General features: G+C 68.8%; 7 protein-coding genes. All 7 read left to right on the top strand.

Annotated features, from left to right (window positions below; genetic code table 11):
- The coding region (locus E3D03_RS20330; RefSeq protein WP_263568459.1) for a DUF2460 domain-containing protein at positions 1-468 on the top strand (468 nt) is incomplete at its 5' end.
- Entirely contained in the window at positions 465-815 is a 351-nt protein-coding gene (locus E3D03_RS20325; RefSeq protein ID WP_058248933.1) for a hypothetical protein, read from the top strand. The genes E3D03_RS20330 and E3D03_RS20325, both read left to right, overlap by 4 nt.
- On the top strand, positions 808-939 hold the full coding sequence (locus E3D03_RS20320) for a hypothetical protein (protein ID WP_255453271.1): 132 nt from the start codon (positions 808-810) through the stop codon (positions 937-939). Before E3D03_RS20325 ends, E3D03_RS20320 begins: the two co-directional genes overlap by 8 nt.
- 5 nt (positions 940-944) lie before the next feature.
- On the top strand, positions 945-1,589 hold the full coding sequence (locus E3D03_RS20315) for a lysozyme (RefSeq protein WP_263568458.1): 645 nt from the start codon (positions 945-947) through the stop codon (positions 1,587-1,589).
- Positions 1,586-1,795 carry a hypothetical protein gene (locus E3D03_RS20310; RefSeq protein WP_119896236.1) on the top strand — a complete coding sequence of 70 codons (210 nt, stop codon included), beginning with the start codon at positions 1,586-1,588 and terminating at the stop codon, positions 1,793-1,795. Before E3D03_RS20315 ends, E3D03_RS20310 begins: the two co-directional genes overlap by 4 nt.
- Complete coding sequence (locus E3D03_RS20305; protein WP_263568457.1) at positions 1,792-2,676, top strand: DUF2163 domain-containing protein; 885 nt, start codon at positions 1,792-1,794, stop codon at positions 2,674-2,676. The genes E3D03_RS20310 and E3D03_RS20305 overlap by 4 nt, the downstream gene beginning before the upstream one ends.
- A partial coding sequence (locus E3D03_RS20300) for an NlpC/P60 family protein (RefSeq protein ID WP_263568456.1) occupies positions 2,673-3,026 on the top strand: 354 nt, incomplete at its 3' end. The genes E3D03_RS20305 and E3D03_RS20300, both read left to right, overlap by 4 nt.

Here is a 3,026-nt window from a genome sequence, read left to right as displayed (position 1 = left end):
CGCCGCGCCGACGATCTGGCGGCGGTCGTCGCCTTCTTCGAGGCCCGCAATGGTCGCCTCCATGGCTTCCGGTTCAAGGATTGGGGCGATCACAAATCCTGCCTGCCCTCGGGGACACCCGCACCGACAGACCAGGTGATTGGCACCGGCGATGGCACGACAACCGCCTTCCAGCTGGTGAAGCGCTACGCCTCAGGCAGCCAGACATGGGTGCGGACCATCACCAAGCCGGTCGCGGGCTCGGTCGCCATCGCCTTGAATAGCGCGCCCCAGGCGTCCGGCTGGTCCGTCCACACCACGACCGGCGTCATCACCTTCGCCGGGGCACCGAGCGCTGGCGCCACGATTACCGCGGGCTTCGAGTTCGATGTTCCGGTCCGCTTCGACACCGACGTGCTCGACGTGACGCTCGACCTCGAGCGGCTGGGCTCGATCACCTCCATCCCGCTTCTGGAGATCCGACGATGAATGATGAAACCGGATTTCTGGCAGCGGCGCTGAAGGAACTGCTCGCCTCTACCGCCGTGATCCTCGCCGCCTGGGGCGCGCTCGGCGGCGCGACCAACGCGCTGACGACGAAAATGCGGCTGCGCGACGCTCTGCGCCACATCCTGCTCGGCGGTCTGATCGCGGCCGGGATGGGCAGCCTGTCGATGGCGATCATCACCCGCTGGCTCGGACTGCCGCCCGAGGCAATCCCGGCCGGGGGCGCGGCCGGATCGGCCGCCTATCTGGTCGGCGTCTTCGGTCCCGCCTTTATCGAGGTGCTGCTCGCCCGCCTGCGCCATGCCGGGAAAGGCGACGGCGATGCATGACCTTCTCCGCCTCGCGCGCTCCCTGCGCTGCGACCCGGCCGATCCCGGCCAGGCCTTCCGCCACCGGCTGGGCGTCGGCATCGCCATCGCCGCGCTGATCCTGATCCTCTCGCTTCTGGGGTAACTTCCATGCACATGACTGACCGGGGCCTGTTGGCCCTTGTCCGGCACGAAGGCATCGTGCCCGGACCCTACACGGATGTGAAACAGGTCTGGACCTTCGGCATCGGGCACACGGCTGCCGCCGGGGCACCCGATCCCGCCACGATGCCGCGCGGCATGCCCGCCGATCTCGATGCCGGGATCCGCGAAGCCTTCCGGGTCTTCCGGTTCGATCTCGCTCGCTACGAGGCCGCCGTCCTGCGCGCTGTGAAGGTGCCGCTCAAGCCGCACGAGTTCGATGCGCTGGTTTCGTTCCACTACAATACCGGTGGCATCGCCAAGGCGGCGCTCACCCGGCACCTGAACGCGGGCGACCGGGTGGCCGCCGCAGCAGCCTTCATGGGCTGGCTCAAGCCCGCCGCGATCCGCCCGCGCCGTGAGGCCGAGCGCGATCTCTTCGCCACGGGCCGCTATCCCGCCGGAACGATCCCGGTCTGGTCGGTGGATCGCAACGGCCGGGTCGATTTCTCGCGACCGATCCGGCGCCTGACCGAGGACGAAGCGCTGGCGCTGCTGCGCCCCGCAAGCGCGCCAGTGCCGACGCAAACCATTTTCGCTCCGTCTTGGTGGCGGAGGCTGTTGGACCATTTCAGAGGAAAGGCAACATCATGAACTGGAACCTCGCGCGTGGGCTGATCTACCTTGCCTGTCTGGCGGCCTCTGGTCTGGCGATGGCCGGGCTGGCTGATTTCGATCTGGCGACCGGCACATTCGACCTGAGGCCCTTTAACCTCTACGCCTTGACCGGCGCTGGCGGTGGTGTCGTCTCGTCAGCGCTGGCCTCTCTGGCGTTGCTTCGCGGCTGGGGGCGGAAGTGAAATCCCTCTCGCCCGCCCTGCAGGCCCATCTCGACGAGGGCACGACGACGCTCGCCTGGTGCTGGCGGATTACCCGGGCCGATGGCGTGACCTTCGGCTTCACCGACCACGACCGGACGCTGAGCTTCGACGGCACCGACTTTGAACCCGAGAGCGGGCTGACGGCTTCCGAGGTGCGCTCCGGCTCCGACCTGTCCGTCGACGCGCAGGACGCCGAGGGCGTGCTGACCTCGGACCGGATCACCGAAACCGACATCCTCGACGGCCGCTGGGACAATGCCGAGGTCGATGTCTGGCGCGTGAACTGGGCCGACACCGGCCAGCGCGTCCTGATGCGGCGCGGCGCCATAGGTCAGATCCGGCGCGGGCGGCTCGCCTTCGTCGCCGAGGTCCGCTCGCTCGCCCACGTCTTGGGCCAGACGGTCGGGCGGACGTTCCAGGCGAGTTGCGACGCCGCGCTTGGCGATGCGCGCTGCGGCGTCGATCTGGAGGATCCCGCATTCAAGGGCACGGGCGCCGTCATCGATCTCCTGCGCGACAGGGCCTTCACCGCCTCGGGGCTCGGCGGGTTCGCTTCCGGCTGGTTCACCTTCGGCACCATCGAATGGACGAGCGACGCGAATGCGGGGCGTCGCGCGGAAGTGCTGGGCCATGACGTGACGGACGGCGTCGCGATCCTGACCCTGCTCGAGGCGCCGGTGCGGTCCATCGCCGAGGGCGATGCCTTCACCATCCGCGCGGGCTGCGACAAGCGCATGGAGACCTGCGGGGCGAAGTTCGCCAATACCGTCAACTTCCGGGGTTTCCCGCACATCCCGGGCCAGGATGCCGTGCTGCGCTATGCCACCAAGGACGGTGGTCACGACGGAGGTGTGCTGTGAAAGCCGCTGATCCCCAGCACGTCATCACCATTGCGCGGTCCTGGCTCGGAACGCCGTATCATGATCAGGCCAGCCTGCGCGGTGTCGGCTGCGATTGCCTCGGGCTGGCGCGGGGCGTCTGGCGCGAGGTCGTCGGCCCCGAGCCGTTCCCGATCCCGCCCTACAGCCGCGACTGGGGCGAGACCGGGCCGCGCGAGGTGCTGGCCGAGGGCGCGCGCGCCATGATGATCGAAGTGGAACCGGCAGAGGCCGGTCCCGGCGCGCTGGTGCTCTTCCGCATGAAGCCCCGCGCCATCGCCAAGCATGTGGGGATCCTGACCGGTCCCGACACCTTCCTCCACGCCTACGAG

It is taken from the genome of Paracoccus sp. DMF (assembly GCF_004407025.1).
Classification (GTDB): domain Bacteria; phylum Pseudomonadota; class Alphaproteobacteria; order Rhodobacterales; family Rhodobacteraceae; genus Paracoccus; species Paracoccus aminovorans_B.
The sequence above is the reverse complement of the archived record's forward strand: the minus strand, read 5'-3'. Positions and strand labels throughout refer to the sequence as shown.